Origin of the sequence: Vibrio ponticus (assembly GCF_009938225.1) — a bacterium.
In the GTDB taxonomy this organism is placed as follows: domain Bacteria; phylum Pseudomonadota; class Gammaproteobacteria; order Enterobacterales; family Vibrionaceae; genus Vibrio; species Vibrio ponticus.
Genome location: NZ_AP019657.1, coordinates 124,859 through 144,754, shown reverse-complemented (window position 1 = coordinate 144,754; position 19,896 = coordinate 124,859). Strand labels below are relative to the sequence as shown.

Annotated in this window: 16 protein-coding genes; 5 read left to right on the top strand and 11 right to left on the bottom strand. The window is 45.7% G+C overall.

Features of this window, described 5'->3' with window-relative positions; all coding sequences use genetic code 11:
- The first annotated feature begins 10 nt into the window (after positions 1 to 10).
- A complete protein-coding gene (gene panB, locus GZN30_RS00705; RefSeq protein WP_075649371.1) occupies positions 11 to 805 on the top strand; it encodes a 3-methyl-2-oxobutanoate hydroxymethyltransferase in 795 nt (264 codons plus the stop codon).
- 11 nt (positions 806 to 816) lie between these two features.
- Complete coding sequence (gene panC / locus GZN30_RS00700; RefSeq protein WP_075649372.1) at positions 817 to 1,698, top strand: pantoate--beta-alanine ligase; 882 nt, start codon at positions 817 to 819, stop codon at positions 1,696 to 1,698.
- A 290-nt stretch (positions 1,699 to 1,988) separates the two neighbouring features.
- Here panC and GZN30_RS00695 read toward each other — a convergent pair whose 3' ends face one another.
- From GZN30_RS00695 to GZN30_RS00685, 3 genes are all read right to left on the bottom strand, one after another.
- On the bottom strand, positions 1,989 to 2,759 hold the full coding sequence (locus GZN30_RS00695) for an ABC transporter permease (protein ID WP_075649373.1): 771 nt from the start codon (positions 2,757 to 2,759) through the stop codon (positions 1,989 to 1,991).
- Positions 2,759 to 3,685, bottom strand: coding sequence for an ABC transporter ATP-binding protein (locus GZN30_RS00690; RefSeq protein ID WP_075649374.1), 927 nt, complete (start codon positions 3,683 to 3,685; stop codon positions 2,759 to 2,761). Before GZN30_RS00690 ends, GZN30_RS00695 begins: the two co-directional genes overlap by 1 nt.
- Positions 3,686 to 3,884: 199 nt before the next feature.
- Positions 3,885 to 5,555: a SulP family inorganic anion transporter gene (locus tag GZN30_RS00685; protein WP_171972062.1), complete on the bottom strand. Its 1,671-nt coding sequence runs from the start codon at positions 5,553 to 5,555 to the stop codon at positions 3,885 to 3,887.
- A gap of 245 nt (positions 5,556 to 5,800) precedes the next feature.
- Between GZN30_RS00685 and can the strand changes: the two genes are divergently transcribed.
- Positions 5,801 to 6,469, top strand: a complete 669-nt coding sequence (gene can, locus GZN30_RS00680; RefSeq protein WP_075649376.1) for a carbonate dehydratase — start codon at positions 5,801 to 5,803, stop codon at positions 6,467 to 6,469.
- 74 nt (positions 6,470 to 6,543) lie between these two features.
- Here the strand turns inward: can and hpt are convergent, their stop codons facing one another.
- The gene (gene hpt, locus GZN30_RS00675; RefSeq protein WP_075649377.1) at positions 6,544 to 7,074 is read right to left on the bottom strand and encodes a hypoxanthine phosphoribosyltransferase; all 531 of its coding nucleotides are present in this window, start codon (positions 7,072 to 7,074) and stop codon (positions 6,544 to 6,546) included.
- A 392-nt stretch (positions 7,075 to 7,466) separates the two neighbouring features.
- On the opposite strand from hpt, the gene GZN30_RS00670 reads away from it, so the two are divergent.
- Positions 7,467 to 8,081: a LuxR/HapR/OpaR family quorum-sensing transcriptional regulator gene (locus GZN30_RS00670; protein WP_075649378.1), complete on the top strand. Its 615-nt coding sequence runs from the start codon at positions 7,467 to 7,469 to the stop codon at positions 8,079 to 8,081.
- Positions 8,082 to 8,197: 116 nt separating this feature from the next.
- On the opposite strand, the gene lpdA is transcribed toward GZN30_RS00670, so the two are convergent.
- The 7 genes from lpdA to xerD all read right to left on the bottom strand — a co-directional run bounded on the left by lpdA (position 8,198) and on the right by xerD (position 19,176).
- Positions 8,198 to 9,628 carry a dihydrolipoyl dehydrogenase gene (gene lpdA / locus GZN30_RS00665; protein WP_075649379.1) on the bottom strand — a complete coding sequence of 477 codons (1,431 nt, stop codon included), beginning with the start codon at positions 9,626 to 9,628 and terminating at the stop codon, positions 8,198 to 8,200.
- A 267-nt stretch (positions 9,629 to 9,895) separates the two neighbouring features.
- Positions 9,896 to 11,797: a pyruvate dehydrogenase complex dihydrolipoyllysine-residue acetyltransferase gene (gene aceF, locus GZN30_RS00660; RefSeq protein WP_075649380.1), complete on the bottom strand. Its 1,902-nt coding sequence runs from the start codon at positions 11,795 to 11,797 to the stop codon at positions 9,896 to 9,898.
- Positions 11,798 to 11,827: 30 nt separating this feature from the next.
- Positions 11,828 to 14,491: a pyruvate dehydrogenase (acetyl-transferring), homodimeric type gene (gene aceE / locus GZN30_RS00655; protein ID WP_075649381.1), complete on the bottom strand. Its 2,664-nt coding sequence runs from the start codon at positions 14,489 to 14,491 to the stop codon at positions 11,828 to 11,830.
- Between the two features lie 49 nt (positions 14,492 to 14,540).
- On the bottom strand, positions 14,541 to 15,308 hold the full coding sequence (gene pdhR, locus GZN30_RS00650) for a pyruvate dehydrogenase complex transcriptional repressor PdhR (protein ID WP_075649382.1): 768 nt from the start codon (positions 15,306 to 15,308) through the stop codon (positions 14,541 to 14,543).
- Positions 15,309 to 15,704: 396 nt separating this feature from the next.
- Positions 15,705 to 17,444, bottom strand: a complete 1,740-nt coding sequence (gene recJ / locus GZN30_RS00645; RefSeq protein ID WP_075649383.1) for a single-stranded-DNA-specific exonuclease RecJ — start codon at positions 17,442 to 17,444, stop codon at positions 15,705 to 15,707.
- Positions 17,445 to 17,486: 42 nt separating this feature from the next.
- Complete coding sequence (gene dsbC, locus GZN30_RS00640) at positions 17,487 to 18,233, bottom strand: bifunctional protein-disulfide isomerase/oxidoreductase DsbC (RefSeq protein WP_075649384.1); 747 nt, start codon at positions 18,231 to 18,233, stop codon at positions 17,487 to 17,489.
- 34 nt (positions 18,234 to 18,267) lie between these two features.
- Positions 18,268 to 19,176: a site-specific tyrosine recombinase XerD gene (gene xerD / locus GZN30_RS00635; RefSeq protein ID WP_075649385.1), complete on the bottom strand. Its 909-nt coding sequence runs from the start codon at positions 19,174 to 19,176 to the stop codon at positions 18,268 to 18,270.
- Between the two features lie 157 nt (positions 19,177 to 19,333).
- Between xerD and fldB the strand changes: the two genes are divergently transcribed.
- Positions 19,334 to 19,855 (top strand): flavodoxin FldB, encoded by a 522-nt coding sequence (fldB, locus tag GZN30_RS00630; RefSeq protein ID WP_075649442.1) that lies wholly within the window; start codon positions 19,334 to 19,336, stop codon positions 19,853 to 19,855.
- The last annotated feature ends 41 nt before the right edge of the window (positions 19,856 to 19,896 follow it).

Genomic DNA, 19,896 nt, shown 5'->3' with positions numbered 1-19,896 from the left:
AGGAAAAAAAATGAAAAAAATTACCATCAACGACCTAATGAAGTGGAAACAAGAAGGTCGTAAATTCGCTTCTTCTACTGCGTACGATGCAAGCTTTGCTCAACTGTTTGAGCAACAAGAAATGCCGGTACTACTTGTTGGTGACTCGCTAGGCATGGTTTTGCAAGGCGAATCAAGCACGCTACCAGTAACCGTTGACGAAATCGCTTACCACACGCGCTGCGTGCGCGCAGGCAGCCCAAACTGCCTACTAATGGCTGATATGCCATTTATGAGCTACGCAACGCCTGAGCAAGCTTGTGAGAACGCAGGCAAGCTAATGCGCGCGGGTGCGAACATGGTAAAAATCGAAGGTGGCGACTGGCTAGTTGACACGGTGAAAATGCTTACCGAGCGTGCGGTACCAGTTTGTGCTCACTTAGGTCTAACACCTCAATCGGTTAACATTTTCGGCGGCTTCAAAGTTCAAGGTCGCGAGCAAGACAAAGCGGATCGTATGGTTCGTGACGCACTCGCTCTACAAGAAGCTGGCGCACAGATCGTGTTGCTAGAGTGCGTACCTGCTGATCTTGCCGCGCGCATTACTGAAGTATTGGATGTGCCTGTTATTGGCATCGGTACGGGTAATGTGACTGATGGTCAAATCCTAGTAATGCACGATATGTTCGGTATTTCGGCGAACTACATGCCAAAATTCTCGAAAAACTTCCTTGCTGAAACTGGCGACATGCGCACAGCAGTGACTAAATACATTCAAGATGTGGAAACTGGCGCCTTCCCTGACGAAGCTCATACGATTGCCTAGAGGAGTTGAGCATGCAAACATTTACTGATATTTCAGCTCTCCGTGAGCAGATCAAACAGTACAAGCGCGACGGACGCAAAGTTGCTTTCGTACCAACTATGGGGAACCTTCATGAAGGTCACCTAACTTTAGTGCGTAAAGCTCGTGAACACGCGGATATCGTGGTGGTCAGCATCTTTGTTAACCCAATGCAGTTTGAACGTGCCGACGACCTAAATAACTACCCTCGCACTCTTGAAGATGATCTAAGCAAACTCAATGGCGAAGGTGTTGAGCTTGTCTTCACTCCAACTCCAGAAGTTATTTATCCTGAAGGTCTAGACAAGCAAACTTTTGTTGAAGTCCCTGGTCTTTCAAGCATGCTTGAGGGTGCTTCACGCCCTGGTCACTTCCGTGGCGTTTCGACCATCGTGACTAAGCTATTCAACATCGTGCAGCCAGAAGTGGCATGCTTCGGTGAGAAAGACTTCCAACAGCTAGCAATCATCCGCAAGATGGTGGAAGACATGGCGATGGACATCGAAATCATTGGCGTACCAACCGTACGTGAAATGGATGGTCTTGCGATGAGCTCACGCAATGGTCTACTGACTCTTGATGAGCGCCAACGTGCCCCAGTTTTAGCTCGCACTATGCGTTGGATTAGCAGTGCTATCCGTGGCGGTCGTGATGATTACGCATCTATCGTTGAAGATGCTAACGATCAGTTACGCGCAGCAGGCTTACAGCCAGATGAAATCTTCATCCGTGATGCTCGTACGCTACAAACCATCACAGCAGAAACCACTCAAGCAGTGATCCTGATGTCAGCTTTCCTCGGTAAAGCACGTCTTATCGACAACCAAACCGTTGATATGACGACAGAGGCTGCCGAAGAAAGCTCGGAAGGTTAAGAGCGAGAAGCGAGCGTTTAGAGCGCTTCGCTTAGAGAACAAAAAAGGTTGGCAGATGCCAACCTTTTTTTCGAGAACGCTTCGCTACGGATAACGGATAACGGATAACGGATAACGGATAACGGATAACGGATAACGGATAAGATATTACTCTCACCTTCCGTCGTAAAACAAACTTGCTCAACGCTGCGAAAGTGCAGCATTCCGTAACAACGTGTTCCCACATCCGTAAGCGCAGCGGTTCCGTAACAATGTGTTCCCACATCCGTAGCGCAGCGTTCCGCAACCCGCTACGAACGCAATCCGATCCCTTTGGTCACCAAGTAGTGAGCCACCGCATACAGCACCACAACAAACACGCTTAGCACCGCAAATGACATACCGATGCCCACATCGGAAACGCCTAAGAAGCCATAACGGAATGCATTGACCATGTAGACGATCGGGTTGATTTTCGATACGCCTTGCCAAAACTCTGGTAGCAAACTGATCGAATAAAACACCCCACCGAGGTATGTCAGTGGTGTTAAAACAAAGGTTGGAATAATCGAAATATCATCGAACGTGCGCGCAAACACCGCATTGATTAAACCGCCCAGCGAGAACACCACCGAAGTCATAAACACCGTGGCAATGATGATTCCCCAATGCTCAACTTGCAGATCGACAAACAGCAACGAAACGAAAGTGACGATGGTACCAACCAGTAAGCCACGTACGACTCCGCCCATAACAAAACCTAAAATGATGACGTAGTTAGGCACTGGGGCAACTAACAGCTCTTCGATATTACGCTGGAACTTAGAGCTAAAAAATGACGAAGCGACGTTTGAATATGAGTTGGTGATCACCGACATCATGATCAAGCCTGGCACAATGTATTCCATGTAGCTAAAGCCATTCATTTCACCAATTCGCGAGCCAATTAAGCTACCGAAAATAATGAAGTAGAGTGTCATGGTGATCGCTGGCGGAACTAAGGTTTGCACCCAAATACGAGTAAAGCGATTAACCTCTTTGGTCAATAAGCTACAAAAGGCGGTCCAATAAAGTTGATACATTAGCCTTCACCTCGCGTTTGTTGCTGAACAATGCTCACAAACAGCTCTTCCAAACGGTTCGCTTTGTTGCGCATCGACATCACTTGAATACCACTTTGAGTTAACTGACTAAATACCGGGTTAAGACCTTGGGTCTTTTCCACTTCAATCTCTAGTGAGCCATTCACCAAACGTTGCGAGACCACACGTTCAAGTTGTGGCACTTCACCTTCGCCTTCAATATCAAGAATAAAAGTCTCAACATGCAGTTTAGCCAGTAGCGACTTCATCGAGGTGTTTTCAATTAGCTCACCACGGTTAATAATGCCGATATTGCGACACAACATTTCCGCTTCTTCTAGGTAATGAGTGGTCAAGATAATCGTGATGCCCTGCTCTTGGTTAATCTCTTTGAGAAACTCCCACATTGAGCGACGTAATTCGATATCTACCCCAGCAGTCGGTTCATCAAGAATCAATAACTGCGGTTCGTGCATCAGCGCACGTGCAATCATCAAACGACGCTTCATACCACCAGAAAGGTTACGTGCACGTTCTTTACGCTTTTCCCACAAATCGAGCTTAGTTAAGTACTTCTCAGCACGCTCTTTCGCCAGTGATTTTGACACACCATAATAGCCCGCTTGCTGCATGACGATCTGTTCAACCGTTTCAAACTGGTTGAAGTTAAACTCTTGTGGCACCAAGCCTAGATTTTGCTTCGCAAGTTCAAGGTCACGATCGATATCAAAGCCGAACACTTTGACTTTACCGGAAGTTTTGTTGACCAGCGATGAGATCACCCCAATAGTGGTCGACTTACCAGCCCCATTAGGTCCGAGTAGTGCGTAGAAATCTCCTTTTTCAACATTGAGGCTGATTCCTTTTAGCGCCTCGAAACCACCTGCATAGGTCTTACGCAGTTGGTCTATTTCTAGTGCGTACATAGCTTCTCATTCTTCTGCGTCGCAGTGTGTTATACCGCGGCTGATTTTATCAATTAGGTTAAGTCTATCGTCGAGTGACGATGATTACAATTAAACCTTTCGATTTTTTTCGAAATATTATCGTCGACGGTTATCACTTAGCGAAATAAACAAAAACGCCGTGAGCGTAAACCCACGGCGTTCAATAACCTCACCTTAATTAGATGGAGTAGACAGGCTCATCACTCCCTTCCACCTGCTTAGTTGCCGCTCGTAGCGCTTCATAGCGGAATGAGTAGGTATTTTCTATTGGTACTAAATCAAGAATATGGAACTTTTCAAGTTGCTGCCATATCTGCTTATTAGGGCACAGTAAATAAACCGCACAATTGGCGTCGAGCGCATCGTTAATCGCATTCTCCAGAGCCAAGCCGACGGTAACATCGATCATCGGCACATCGGTTAAATCAAGGATCATCGCTTCATAATCAGCGATACTGCTATGCTGCCGTGAAATCGCCTTGGAGACACTAAAAATCATTGGTCCAGATAAGTAGAAGAACAACACCTTACCATTCGCTTGGTCGAGTAAAGCCCGCTCACCTTCGGTTAGCGGCACATCATCTTCATCCGCATCACTGATCGCTTTGACATGGCGTGATTGCACGCGGCTCAAACGTTCAATAATAATAATATTGGAAATAAATACCCCTAGACCAACCGCAGCAATCAAATCGACAAACACAGTCAACATCATTACGCCGTACATGATCGCCATACCTTGCATACTGACTTTGTGTGCGCGTTGGATAAAGCTCCAGTCCAGAATGTTGAAACCCACATACACCGCGATACCCGCCAATACAGCCATTGGAATTGGTTCGGTTAAACCGCCAGCCACCAATACCACTAACGCCAACATTAAAGCACGGATTACACCTGACAACGGAGAACGCGCGCCAACTTGAATATTGGTGACGGTTCCCATTGTCGCACCAGCCCCTGGCAGTGCACCAAACAGACCAGAGATCATGTTCGCTAATCCCTGACCGCGCAGCTCTTTATCAGAGTCATGCTCTTTACGCGTCAGTGAGTCACCAATTACCGCCGTCAGCAAGGTATCAATACAACCTAACGTACCCAGGACTAGAGCGTCGATAATCATGGTGGTAAACATCTCGGCATTAATATGCGGCATAACCAGTGACGGTAAACCTGCCGGAATTTCACCAATACGACGGATAGCATCGGTATCAAACAACATAACCGACAATAAGGTCACCGCCACTAAAGCGACTAACTGCGCCGGAATGTATTTACGGTACTTTTGCGGAAAGAAGAACAGAATGCCAAGAGTTAGAGCTCCGAGAAAAAGCTCTGAAAATTTGATGTTGGCAAAAAGATCCGGCAGAGCTTTAAGTGTACCAATTACACCACCAGAAGGAGCGGCATGACCAAGTAATGGCGAGATCTGCAGAATAATCAGGATAACCCCTATCCCTGACATAAATCCGGATATCACACTATAGGGCATTAAAGTGACGTACTTACCGAGTTTTAGTGTCCCCAGTAAAATCTGAAAAGCGCCGGCCATCATCACTACGGTAAAAGTCATCGCCATGCCCGTTTCCGGGTACTTCGCCATCATGCTAGTCAGTACCGCTGTCATGATCACTGTCATCGGACCGGTTGGCTCTGAAATCAGTGTCGACGAACCACCAAATAGTGCGGCAAACAAGCCGACCATGATCGCGCCCCAAAGACCCGCTTCTGCTCCTGCTCCTGAGGCGACACCAAAGGCTAATGCCAAAGGTAGAGATATTATCGCGGTGGTGACACCACCAAATAGATCGCCTTTGAAGTTGATGTCTTTAAAACGCTCTCCGAACAACATATTGCTCCCTGTAATATGCGAAAAGTTTTTTGTCACTGTAACAAATGTTTAGATTCACTTAAATGTGTTAACTGGCGCAAGATCGAGAGGAAATCGAGCCAAATGCCTTTTTCGCCGCCAAGTTTATGTGTTTTGCCACGATAACAAGTCAGATGAGTACCGCAGAACGTATATTTAACGGGATCGATTTTGTAACATTGTGTATATTATCGCCTAGAAACTTTAGGGATATATGCACTACCATGCCGAAAATCAAACAGCTCTTTGATAACAACTCCAAGTGGTCGGAAGAAATTAAATCTGAACGACCGGAATATTTTGCCAAGCTTGCCGAAGGACAGAAACCCGATTTTCTTTGGATTGGTTGCTCCGATAGTCGAGTCCCTGCCGAGCGTTTAACTGGACTTTTTTCTGGTGAGCTCTTCGTTCACCGCAATGTTGCTAACCTTGTCATCCACACCGACCTTAATTGCCTTTCCGTTGTCCAATACGCTGTCGACGTCCTCAAAGTAAAACACATCATCATTTGTGGTCACTACGGCTGTGGTGGTGTTAATGCCGCGATTGAAAACCCTAAACTGGGTCTAATTAATAACTGGCTACTCCACATTCGCGATATCTACTTCAAACATCGTTCTTACCTAGATCAAATGCCGGAGCTCGATAAAGCCGATAAGCTGGCTGAACTCAATGTAGCGGAACAAGTGTACAACCTTGGCAACTCAACCATTATGCAAAATGCTTGGGAACGCGATCAGGAAGTCGAAATTCATGGTGTGGTCTATGGTATTGAAGATGGGCGTTTAGAATATTTAGGTATTCGCTCTCACTCGATCGAAACTGTCGAAGCGTCTTACCAAACCGCAATGGATAAAATCCTGAACCCAGACTACAAACTACTTTGTCGCTAACAAACTGTGCAAAGCTTTAGATAATAAAAAACCCATCACTCAATGATGGGTTTTTTGCTCATATGATCTGCAAATTATTCTTGAGGAACAACTTTGCCAATGAACGGAAGGTGACGATACTTCTGCGCGTAGTCGATACCAACACCCACAACAAACTCATCTGGAATTTCAAAGCCAACCCATTTCACAGGGACGTCTACTTCGCGACGTGATGGCTTATCCAATAGGGTACAAATCTCGATAGATTTAGGTTCACGAAGCGATAGGATCTCTTTCACTTTCGCCAATGTATTACCGGTATCGATAATGTCTTCTACCAATAATACATCCTTACCTTTGATGTCATCATCTAGGTCTTTCAGGATACGTACATCGCGTGAACTCTCCATGGTATTACCGTAGCTAGACGCTGTCATAAAGTCGACTTGGTGAGTCAATTCAATACTGCGCGCTAAATCTGCCATAAATACAAATGAGCCGCGCAATAGCCCCACCATCACGAGATCTTCACTACCTTGGTAGTGCTCAGTGATTTGCTTACCTAGTTCACGTACACGTTCCTGAACTTCCTGCTCAGAAATCATTACTTCTACTGTGTGTTTCATACCATTCTCGTTTGTCGTTTCAGTCTTTGGCTAATAGTAGTCCAAACACTGACAATTTTTCGAACGCGTAGTTTAGCACTGCCTTCGAGGAAGGAAAAACCTAATCCTGAGAGTTTGCATACAGCCCCATAAACAATATGACCTCTCGCACGTTAATAATAAATGTGATTATAAAATGTACTGAAAACATTGACCACGCCCATATGCACCATTACACTCATAAACGCTAAATGCAATTAACAAAATAATTAATAGGGCAAAGCCCATATCACCTTAACTCGTTGATTTACATTCGATGTATTACAAATTCTGAATCTCACGATTTAAAAGCATCTACTGAAAATGTCATTAACGCATGGAAGGTAACAACTCTATTGGCAAGGAATAACTTTATGGACTCAATAGCAAAAAGACCTCGAACTCGTCTTTCGCCCAAAAAGCGTAAACAACAACTGATGGATATCTCACTCGAGGTATTTGCTCGCCGTGGTATCGGTCGCGGTGGTCATGCTGATATTGCTGAAATTGCACAAGTTTCAGTCGCGACTGTCTTCAACTACTTCCCGACTCGTGAAGATTTGGTTGATGATGTACTTAACTACGTAGTTCGCCAATTCTCGAACTTCTTATCAGACAATATCGACCTTGATCTGCACGCAAAAGAAAATTTGGAAAACATCACTAGCTCAATGCTCGACCTTATCGCTCAAGATTGCGATTGGTTGAAAGTATGGTTTGAGTGGAGCGCATCGACGCGCGATGAAGTTTGGCCACTGTTTGTCAGTACCAATCGCACCAACCAACTGTTGGTGAAAAACATGTTTATCAAGGCGCAACAGCGCGGTGAAGTATGTGATGAGCATGATCCAGAAGATCTCGCAACACTATTCCACGGCATTTGCTACTCACTGTTTGTACAAGCAAATCGTAGTCGTGAGCATAGCGAACTCGTCAAGCTCGCAGATAGCTATCTAAATATGCTGTGCATCTACAAAACCGCCGAGTAACATTTGTGGTAATGGACAAAGCTGATGTGAAAACATCAGCTTTTTTTATTCCTGTTCAGATACAAAAAAACCGCTGATTACTCAGCGGTTTTAAAATCTAGCTCAAAGAAGAGTATTTACTTTTTCTTCTTCACTGCTTTCTTGTTTGGCAGGTCAGTAATTGAACCTTCAAATACTTCAGCCGCAAGACCAACAGACTCGTGTAGCGTTGGGTGAGCGTGGATAGTTAGTGCGATATCTTCCGCATCACAACCCATCTCGATCGCTAGACCGATTTCACCTAGTAGTTCACCACCGTTAGTACCAACGATAGCACCACCAATAACACGGTGAGTCTCTTTATCAAAGATAAGCTTAGTCATACCGTCAGCGCAGTCAGATGCGATTGCACGACCTGAAGCTGCCCATGGGAATGTTGCCACTTCGTAGTTGATGCCTTCTGCTTTTGCTTCTTTCTCAGTCTTACCAACCCATGCCACTTCTGGCTCAGTGTAAGCGATTGAAGGAATAACTTTAGGGTCAAAGTAGTGCTTCTTACCAGAAATAACTTCTGCAGCTACGTGACCTTCATGCACACCTTTGTGCGCAAGCATTGGTTGACCAACGATGTCACCGATAGCGAAGATGTGCGGTACGTTAGTACGCATTTGCTTATCAACGTTGATAAAGCCGCGCTCGTCGATTTCAAGACCCGCTTTCTCACCATCAATCAACAGACCGTTTGGTACACGACCGATAGCAACTAGAACTGCATCGTAACGCTCAGCTTCTGCAGGTGCTTTCTTGCCTTCCATTGAAACGTAGATACCATCTTCTTTCGCTTCAACTGCCGTTACTTTAGTTTCTAGCATCAAGTTGAATTTCTTCTCGATGCGCTTAGTGAATACTTTAACGATGTCTTTATCCGCCGCTGGGATAACTTGGTCGAACATCTCAACCACATCCACTTTCGAACCTAGCGAGTGGTAAACCGTACCCATCTCTAGACCGATAATACCACCACCCATGATAAGAAGTTTTTCTGGTACTTCTTTTAGCTCAAGCGCGTCAGTTGAATCCCAAATACGTGGGTCTTCATGTGGGATAAATGGTAGTTTAATTGGACGAGAACCCGCCGCAACGATCGCGTTGTCGAAGTTAACTACTGTAGACTCACCTTCGCCCTCAACTAGGATTGAGTTAGGACCAGTGAATTTACCATAACCGTTAACCACTGTTACGTTACGCATTTTCGCCATACCAGCTAGACCGCCGGTCAGCTGATTAACAACTTTTTCTTTCCAGATACGGATTTTGCTGATGTCAGTTTGTGGCTCACCAAACACAACACCATGCTCAGCCATCGCTTTTGCTTCTTCGATAACTTTAGATACGTGCAGTAGTGCTTTTGATGGGATACAACCTACGTTAAGACATACACCACCAAGAGTGCTGTAACGCTCAACTAGAACGGTCTCTAGACCTAAGTCTGCACAACGGAATGCAGCAGAGTAACCAGCAGGACCAGAACCAAGTACAACAACTTGGGCTTTAATTTCTTTGCTCATTTTGACCTCTTGTAGTCATTATCCCTAACAGGCTGAATGGGTATTGATGTTATGTGTTCAAACTTTTTGCTTGTTTTAAACAGCTTTTCAGACCGTCAATATTTTACAGAGATGTTAACGATGTGAAAAGTAAATCAATTTAGCCTGTGAGCTAGACAGCAATTCGACCTTACATACTCACAGTTTGAGTAGGTATTTAATCCAATTGTCAGGTAATAGTGTTAATGGAGGCGGCAATAATGCCGCCTCTCGTTCGTCTTGTCTAAATTAAAGAACTAGACGACGGATGTCTGATAGCGCACCGTTTAGGAAAGTGATGAAACGCGCACCTTCCGCACCATCGATCACACGGTGGTCGTATGATAGAGATAGTGGCAGTTGTAGGCGAGGTTCAAACTCTTTACCGTTCCAAACTGGCTTCATTTCAGACTTAGACACACCAAGGATACCAACTTCTGGTGCATTTACGATTGGCGTAAATGCTGTACCGCCGATACCACCTAGGCTAGAGATAGTGAAACAGCCACCTTGCATGTCAGCCGCAGTCAATTTACCTGCACGTGCTTTCTTCGATACTTCAGCCAGCTCACGAGATAGCTCGTAGATGCCTTTCTTGTTCACGTCTTTAAATACAGGAACAACTAGACCGTTTGGTGTATCTACTGCAATACCGATGTTCACGTATTTCTTCAGAATTAGGCTCTCACCGTCTTCTGATAGAGAAGAGTTGAACGCTGGGAATGCTTCTAGTGCTTTCGCCGCCGCTTTCATGATGAACACAAGTGGCGTGATCTTCATACCAGTGTCGTTCTTCGCTTCAATCGCATTTTGCTCTTTACGGAACGCTTCTAGCTCAGTGATGTCTGCGTTATCCCATTGAGTAACGTGTGGAATCATCACCCAGTTACGGTGCAGGTTCGCGCCAGAGATCTTCTTAATGCGAGATAGAGGCTGAACTTCTGTTTCACCAAACTTGCTGAAGTCAACTTTTGGCCATGGTAGTAGACCAAGAGCGCTGCCGTCACCTTTACCAGATGCTGCTGCACCAGACTCAAGACGCTTAAGTGCTTCTTTCACGTAGTTTTGTACGTCTTCTTTCAGGATACGGCTCTTACGACCAGAACCTTTAACCTTAGAAAGATTAACGCCAAATTCACGCGCTAGACGGCGAACCACTGGAGATGCGTGAGCGTACTCGTTGTTCTCTTGGAAGTCGTTTGCTGCTGGTGCTGCTGCTGCAGGAGCTTCAGCTTTTGGCGCTGCTACTGGTGCTGCCGCTTGTGCTACTGGAGCTGCTGCTACTGGCGCCGCAACTGGTGCTGCACCTGCAACTTCAAATACCATGATTAGTGAGCCAGTTGACACTTTGTCGCCAGCTGCAATCTTGATCTCTTTAACAGTACCGGCAAATGGTGCTGGTACTTCCATTGAAGCTTTGTCGCCTTCAACAGTAATTAGAGATTGCTCTTCTTCTACTGTATCGCCAACAGCAACCATGATTTCAGTTACTTCAACTTCGTCGCCACCGATATCTGGAACGTTCACTTCTTTAACTGCAGATGCTGCTGGAGCCGCTGCTACTGGCGCTGCCGCAACAGGTGCCGCTACTGCGCCTGAACCTGCTGTTTCAAATACCATGATTAGTGAGCCAGTCGATACTTTATCGCCTGCGGCTACTTTAATCTCTTTTAGTACGCCAGCGAATGGTGCTGGAACTTCCATAGAAGCTTTATCGCCTTCTACAGTGATTAGAGATTGTTCTTCTTCGATGCTGTCGCCTACTGCTACCATAATTTCAGTAACTTCAACTTCATCACCGCCGATATCTGGAACATGAACTTCTTTAAGCTCGTTTGCTACAGACGCCGCAGGCGCTGCCGCTGCTGCTTGAGGAGCTGATACAGGAGCCGCTTCAGCGGCACCTTCAGCAGGAGAGCCTGCCTCTTCGAAGATCATGATTAGAGAACCGGTAGAAACCTTGTCGCCTTCAGCAACTTTGATTTCTTTCACGATACCAGCTTGAGAAGCTGGAACTTCCATAGAAGCCTTGTCGCCTTCTACAGTGATTAGAGACTGTTCTTCTTCAACCTTGTCGCCAACGCTTACAAGAATCTCAGTAACTTCAACCTCATCCGCACCGATGTCTGGTACATTAATTTCGATTGCCATTGCTTATCTACCTTTTACTTAAGCGTTGTCTTATGCGTATAGCGGGTTAGTTTTTTCAGTGTCGATGTCGAATTTCTTAATCGCTTCAACAACTACTGATTTCTCAACTTCACCACGTTTCATTAGTTCAGTTAGGGCTGCAACTACAACGTAACCTGCATTCACTTCGAAGTGACGACGTAGGTTGTCGCGGCTGTCTGAGCGACCAAAACCGTCAGTACCCAGTACTTTGTAAGACTCAGCAGGAACGAACGCACGTACTTGCTCTGCGTAGTTCTTCATGTAGTCAGTCGCTGCGATTGCAGGCTCTTTACCAAGTACAGTTGTGATGTAAGGTACTTTCGCTTCCGCTTCTGGGTGAAGCATATTGAAGCGCTCTGCATCTTGACCGTCACGAGTTAGTTCGTTGAATGATGTTACTGAGTAAACATCAGACGCTACGCCGTAATCTTCGCTTAGGATTTGAGCTGCTTTACGTACTTCATTCATGATAGTACCAGAGCTCATTAGCTGAACTTTCGCATTTGAACCTGCGTAAGTTTCTAGCTTGTAAATACCCTTACGGATGCCTTCTTCAGCGCCTTCTGGCATTGCTGGCATTGCGTAGTTTTCGTTCATTAGCGTTAGGTAGTAGAACACGTTCTCTTGGTTCTCACCGTACATGCGACGGATACCGTCTTGCATGATAACTGCTAGTTCGTATGCGAACGTTGGGTCGTAAGAAATACAGTTAGGAACCGTACCCGCCATGATGTGCGAGTGACCATCTTCGTGCTGTAGACCTTCACCGTTTAGTGTCGTACGACCAGCTGTAGCACCTAGTAGGAAGCCACGCGCTTGTTGGTCGCCAGCTAGCCATGCCATATCACCTACACGTTGGAAACCAAACATTGAGTAGTAGATGTAGAATGGAATCATTGGCAGGTTGTTGGTGCTGTAAGATGTTGCAGCCGCTACCCAAGATGCCATTGAGCCTAGCTCGTTGATACCTTCTTGTAGAACTTGACCAGAAGTTGCTTCTTTGTAGTAAGACACTACGCCGCGGTCTTCTGGAGTGTATTCTTGACCGTGTGGGTTGTAGATACCAATCTGACGGAATAGACCTTCCATACCAAACGTACGTGCTTCGTCACAAATGATAGGAACGATGTTCTTACCGATTTGCTTGTTCTTAAGCAGGATGTTTAGCGTACGTACGTATGCCATCGTGGTTGAAATTTCACGTTTTTGCTCATCAAGTAGCGGAGCAAACTCTTCCAGTGCTGGCACTTGGAATTCACCAGTGAACTTCGGTAGACGCTTAGGCGTGTAACCTAGTAGCGCTTGACGACGACCGTGTAGGTAGTTGTATTCAGCCGAACCTTCTTCCAGTTTTAGGTATGGAAGGTTTTTCATTTCTTCGTCTGAAATTAGATCTTGTAGACCTAGGCGATCACGTAGGTGTTGAACATGAGTCATGTCCATTTTCTTCACACCGTGCGCAATGTTCTTACCTTCTGCTGCGTCACCCATGCCGTAACCTTTGATGGTTTTCGCTAGGATTACAGTTGGTTTGCCTTGAGTCTCTTTCGCGTTGTTGAATGCCGCGAATAGTTTAGATGAATCGTGACCACCACGCTTAAGTGCGAAGATCTCGTCATCTGTCATATCTGCTACAAGTGCCGCTGTTTCTGGGTACTTGCCAAAGAAGTGTTCACGTACGTAAGCACCATCTTTAGATTTGAACGTTTGGTAGTCGCCATCGATAGTCTCGTTCATAAGCTGTAGTAGCTTACCAGAGGTATCTTTTGCTAGTAGTGAATCCCAGTTGTTACCCCAGATTACTTTCACTACGTTCCAACCAGCACCTTTGAATAGACCTTCAAGTTCTTGAATGATCTTACCGTTACCCATTACAGGACCGTCTAGACGCTGTAGGTTACAGTTGATTAGGAAACATAGGTTGTCTAGTTTTTCACGAGCTGCAAACGATAGTGCACCGCGTGATTCTGGCTCATCCATCTCACCGTCGCCAAGGAAAGCGTATACACGTTGAGCTGAAGTGTCTTTAAGACCACGACCTTCTAGGTATTTTAGGAAACGAGCTTGGTAGATCGCTGAGATAGGACCAAGACCCATAGATACCGTAGGGAACTGCCAGAATTCAGGAAGCAGTTTAGGGTGTGGGTATGAAGGAATACCTTTACCATCCACTTCTTGACGGAAGTTATCTAGTTGCTCTTCAGTTAGACGACCTTCAACGAAAGCACGAGAGTAGATCCCTGGAGAGATGTGACCTTGGTAGTAAACCAAGTCGCCGCCGTCTACGTCGTTCGCTGCGCGGAAGAAGTGGTTGAAACACACTTCGTAAAACGCTGCTGCTGACTGGTAAGAAGCCATGTGACCACCTAGGTCTAGGTCTTTCTTAGAAGCACGTAGAACGATCATGATTGCGTTCCAACGGATGATTGAACGAATACGACGCTCGAGCGTGGTGTCACCTGGGTAAGCCGGCTCTTGAGCGGCTGGAATCGTGTTGATGTAGTTAGTATTGATACCTGTTGGCATATCTACACCATCAAGACGTGCTTTCTCTAGAACGGTTTCTAGTAGAAACTGTGCACGCTCAACACCTTCTTCACGTACCACTGACTCAAGTGCTTCTAGCCAATCTTGAGTTTCCAGTGCATCTACGTCATGCTTCATATCAGACATGGCGATCTATCCTTCTGTTGGTTGGATCTACTGATTTAAGCAACAACTCTTATGAGTTGTTACCTTGCTGAATTCGACGCAGAGAGCGCTCTCGTCGAGACTCTTCACGAGTCAAATCCAACAATGTTTCTTCAATATAAGCTAAGTGTGAGTGAGACATTTCACGTGCCTGTTCTGGCTGACCTGAAACAATCGCATCCACGATATTAGCTCGGTGCTTACTTACTTTCTCCACCACCTCTTCACGGCGGTGTAGTAATTTTAAATTCTGTAGAATGTTCTGCTCGAGCAGAGGAGCAAGACTGCGCACGATATGCAGCAACACCACGTTATGGGCGGCTTCTGTCAGTGCAATAAGAAACTGCATGACCGCGGCGGCTTCTGCTTCAACATCTTGCTTTGCTTGTTCTGCGCTAATGTTCTCTAGCGCGGCTTGAATACGAGCAAAATCTTCATCGGTACCACGCAATGCTGCAAAGTAAGCTGAAATGCCTTCCATCGCATGGCGCGATTCCAGTAAATCCAGCTGAGTTTCAGAGTGGCTAGACAATAAATTTAGCAGAGGATCGGAAAAACTCGTCCAAATCTTCTCACTGACGAACGTACCACCACCCTGACGACGGGTTAGCAGTCGTTTTGCTTCTAGTCTCTGAATGGCTTCACGAATCGAAGGACGGGAAACATCGAACTGTTTAGCCAGCTCGCGCTCTGGTGGCAACTGCTGCCCCGGAGACAATGTTCCTTCTACAATCAACCTTTCAAGCTCTTGTTCAATAACATCAGAAAGCTTCGGCTGACGAATCCTTTGATAAGCCATACTTTTTATAGTTTTCTCTTTGCAGGTAATTGGTAATACCAATTTTCAATGGCGTAGAAATTAACATATCCACGCGGCAAGTTCCAGCCAAAAATTGATGTAAATCATAGAATGGGGGTTGCTGTAACCAATAATTAACAATAGTTAATAGATAAGGCAATGAGATTGGTCTTACCAATTACAAAATATAAACAGGCGGGAATAAGGCGTGCTAGCGATCACGCTATAATTGGTAAGTTTTATGGAAAAATGAACAAATGTTGAAATTTATATACTTATTTTGAAAAGAAAAGTAATAGCACTTTTGCAACAAATAGAGGTTTACATCTCTGTTTACACTGTATTTTTATATAAAATTCAACGCTCTATATAAAATAGAGCGTTGATTTATTTTTATTACTTAGCTTCAATTGAATCGATGAGCAACTGGAGTGATTGATTACCTCGGAACTCATTAACATCCAGTTTATAAGCCAGATGCACCGTTTTGACCGACGCATCAGGCCAACGGCGTAAATCAACATTAAAGGCGATACCATCAATCATAATATTGGTTGGATGACCTTTAAATAACGGCTCCAACATCAACTTAAGATGCTTTTCACCGACCAGTTTCTGATGCAGCACTTTAAACTCACCATCAAAAACCGGTTCAGGAAAGGCTTGTCCCCATGGTCCACCCGCTCTAAGCATCTGTGCGACGTGCATAGAAAACTCTTCAGGCTTAAGCTCACCATCGGAGAGAATTACGCCTTTTAACGCCGCTTCATCAAGTTCACTTTCCACTGCCTGATCAAACAACTTGGCAAAGCGTTCAAAATTTTTCTCTTCAATCGATAAACCCGCCGCCATCGCGTGCCCGCCAAATTTTAAGATCAATCCGGGGTTTTGCGTATCGATACGATCCAACGTATCGCGCATGTGCAACCCTGGGATTGAGCGGCAAGAACCTTTAATGATGCCATCACCACCATCGGCAAAAGCGATCACTGGGCGGTGGAACTTCTCTTTGATACGCGAGGCTAAGATACCAATCACACCTTGGTGCCAATCACGTTGGAACAGCACCAATCCAAACGGCAATTTGGCATTTTCACCAAACTGTAATCGCTCACAAAAAGCCATCGCTTCTTGCTTCATTCCCTCCTCAATCTCTTTACGAGTTTGATTGAGACCATCCAGTTCACTTGCCATACGACGCGCGGCATGGATGTTATTACTCAGTAATAACTCCACCCCAAATGACATGTCATCTAAACGCCCCGCGGCATTAATTCGAGGACCAAGAGCAAAACCAAAATCAGAAGCGACTAAACGGCTAGCATCTTTTTTAGCCACTTCGATTAACGCTTGAATACCGGGACGAGCTAAGCCTGCACGAATGCGTTGTAAGCCTTGATGAACCAAAATACGGTTATTCTCATCGAGCGCGACTACGTCAGCGACAGTGCCCAGCGCAACGAGATCGATCAGCTCCATTAATTTAGGTTCTGGTTTTCCTTGTTGTTGGAACCAACCCAAATTTCGCATGTGTACGCACAATGCCATCATTAGATAAAAAGCAACGCCAACACCAGCAAGCGATTTAGAGGGAAAAGCACACTCTTGCAAGTTCGGGTTTACCATCGCATCAGCAATAGGCAACTCTCCACCAGGTAAGTGGTGGTCGGTCACTAAAACTTGTAACCCCTTCTCTTTGGCGTAACGCACCCCTTCAATCGAAGAGACACCGTTATCCACCGTCATGATCACATGAGCGCCAATCTCAATGGCTTGATCGACCACCTCTGGGCTTAAACCATAACCATCTTCAAAGCGATTCGGTACGAGGTAGTCAACATTACTACTGCCAAGCATACGTAAAGCAAGCACCGATAACGCGGAACTGGTGGCGCCATCGGCATCAAAGTCACCGACCACGATAATACGCTGATTGGTTTTTATCGCCGCAAACAGCAATTCCACCGCCAGCTGAATACCATGCAATTTCTGAAATGAGTGCAAACCGCGAGCGCCTGTTTCGAGTTGCTCGACAGAAGTAATACCACGCGACAAATAAATACGCTTGAGCAGGGGCGCAATGGTATCAGGCAGCAGTGATGTGTCCTGCTCAGGACGGCGTTGAATTTCTATCATATCAAAATAAAAAATAGGCTCTATCGAGCCTATTTCCTTAGGTTATTTCTGTTGTAGACGTTGCAGTAGTTTTTCTGGTGGTAAGTAACCACCGACCATCTCACCATTTGGTAGGAAGATTGCTGGCGTGCCGCTAATGCCCAGTTCACGACCTAGCATGTAATGCTTTTGAATCGTCTCTTGGCACTGTTTAAAGTTCTCACCTTGTGCTGGGAACTTACGGTTTACTTTGCCATCATGCATCGCCGCTTGCTGATCGTCTGCACACCAAATCGATGCCATTTGATCCGCTACACTGCCAACCGCGCCTTGGCGTGGGAATGCCATGTAACGAACCGTGATACCTAAGTCGTTGTAACCTTGCATCTCATTGTGCAGTTTCACACAGTAACCACAGGTAATATCAGTGAATACCGTCACCACATACTTTTCGTTATCCGCTTTAAACTCAATCATTGAGTCCTTCATCGCTTCAATTTTAGCGGCATTGATTGGTGCTTGACGCTCTGCTAATACATCTTTGTACTGACCGTTGTTATCCAGTTTATACAAAGTACCTGCCAAGAAGTATTGACCATCCGGAGAAGCAAACAGCACACCACCATTGGTTTGAATTTCAACTAAACCCTTAATGTCTGCCGGTACTACGTCATTTACTTGCAAGCCAAGCTGGGCAAAACGCTCTGCCAATTCAGCCTTATTAAATTCACTTTCGGAACTCGCGCTAGCAAAAGAAGACACTGCTAGAAGTGGCAGCGCAAGTAATGTCATTCGGCGTAATACGCTCATTGTTTTCACCTTAAATAGTTTCCAAAGCAAGGGGTTATGCCCTTGGGTGGTGTTCGCTATGCAACTGCTTCAATCGCTCGGTTGCGACGTGAGTATAGATTTGTGTCGTCGACAAGTCACTATGTCCAAGTAACATCTGTACAACACGGAGATCTGCGCCATAGTTTAGCAAGTGCGTTGCAAAGGCATGACGCAATACATGGGGTGACAATAGCTCAGTATCAATCCCTGCAATTACAGCATAGTGCTTTATACGATGCCAAAACGTTTGACGAGTCATCTGTCTCGCGCGTTTGCTCGGAAAAACCACATCAGAGGTTTGTTCCCCAAGTAACTCAGACCGCCCTTGTTGGATAAAAGTTTCAATCCATTCGATAGCATTTTCACCCATCGGCACTAAACGCTCTTTCCCCCCTTTACCCGTGACTCGCACGACCCCTTGACGCAGGCTGACATTTTCCATGGTCAGGCTGACTAATTCCGTCACACGTAAGCCCGTCGCATACAGCAACTCCAACATCGCCTTGTCACGCAGTTCCATGGCATCGTTAGGATCTGGTGCATTCAGTAGCGCATCTACCTGCGCCTCACTCAAATCTTTCGGTAGACGCTTAGGCAATTTAGGGCTGACTAATAGTGCACTGGGATCATCACTGCGCACTTTTTCGCGGTGCAGGTACTGAAACAAACGGCGAATCGCCGAGAGCATACGCGCACGGGAAGTCTGTTTATAATCTTGATCCACCAGCCAGGTTTGATACTCCTGTAAACCTGAAAGACTAATAAAATCGAGTCGATAATTGTGTTCTTGCATCCATGCCAGCAGCTTGACTAAATCCGTACGATAAGAAGACAGGGTATTCTCTGAAAGCCCACGCTCCATCCACATCGCATCGAGGAACTGCTCAACAATACCGTGATCCGGCGAGATAAATTCTGACACAACAACTCTCTAAATTTCGTTGTAACAATTGGCTTTACTGTAAATGCGTACAGCTAATAAAGCCATAAAAAATCGAATTAACCGCCGATATTCGCTGCAAAGCTCGCCATTTTATGGTTAGAATTCGCCAACCGCTCAACAACAAAGATACACAATGATGAAAATCGGTCTATTTTATGGTTCAACCACTTGCTACACCGAAATGGCAGCAGAAAAGATGCGCGCTATCATTGGTGAAGAGTTGGTCGACATTCACAATGTAAAACAAACGCCACTAGAAATGATGGCAGATTACGACTTGCTGCTACTGGGCATTTCCACTTGGGATTTCGGTGAAATCCAAGAAGACTGGCAAGCAATTTGGGACACTATTGGCGGTGTATCTCTACAAGGCAAGACCGTGGCACTATTTGGCTTAGGTGACCAAGAGGGTTACGGCGAATGGTACCTCGATGCGATGGGGCTACTGCACGATGAAGTCAAAAAAGCCGGCGCAACGGTGATTGGCTACTGGCCAAACGACGAGAAATATCAATTTGAAGCCTCAAAAGCACTGACAGAAGACGGCAGCATGTTTGTTGGCTTAGCGCTGGATGAAGATTCGCAATACGATCTCAGTGACGAGCGCATTGCCACTTGGATTGAGCAAGTGCTAACGGAATATCACGAATCGTTATAGGATTCGGGACGACGGAATGCGAAGCGATAAAACCACTTCGC